1 protein-coding gene is annotated in these 541 nt (G+C 78.2%); it reads left to right on the top strand.

What is annotated here, in order from left to right; all coding sequences use genetic code 11:
• Window positions 1-300, top strand: a 300-nt coding sequence (locus G3I42_RS33875) for a helix-turn-helix transcriptional regulator (RefSeq protein ID WP_164291487.1), incomplete at its 5' end; no start/stop codon positions are given.
• Between the last annotated feature and the right edge of the window lie 241 nt (window positions 301-541).

The following is a 541-nucleotide window of genomic DNA, read 5'->3' on the forward strand; positions in this document are numbered from 1 at the left end:
GCCGACCCGCCCTCGCTGGGCGAACTCGCCGCCACGCTCGGCACCGGTCCGTACGCCCTCCTGCGCGCCTTCCGCGCGGCGTACGGGATGCCGCCGCACACCTGGCTCACCGACGCCCGGGTACGCGCCGCCCGCCGGCTCCTCGACGCGGGTCTCGCGCCCGCCGACGTCGCCCACGCCGTGGGCTTCAGCGACCAGCCGCACCTGAACCGCCACTTCACCCGCATCGTGGGCGTCCCACCCGGCGCGTACCGCAGCGAGCGACTGCCGGGCGCGACGTCGCGGGCGGAGAGGGCCTGACGTCGCGTGTGACCTGGGGCGATGTCGCGTGCCGCGGTCGGCGACGGCGCGTGTTCTGACGGGCGACGTCGCGCGGCCCGGGCGGCGACGTCGCGTGCGGCGGGTGCGGCGCGCAAGAACGTACAAGACCCCCGCGCGCGAGCGCTCCTAGCCTGAGCCCGTGAACAGCGAGAACCGACCCCCGCCGGACGGAGCAGCCCCCGCCCCGGCGCCCGCGCCGCCCACCGTCGCGGCGTCGCCC

It is taken from the genome of Streptomyces sp. SID11385, from assembly GCF_010548245.1.
GTDB lineage: Bacteria > Actinomycetota > Actinomycetes > Streptomycetales > Streptomycetaceae > Streptomyces.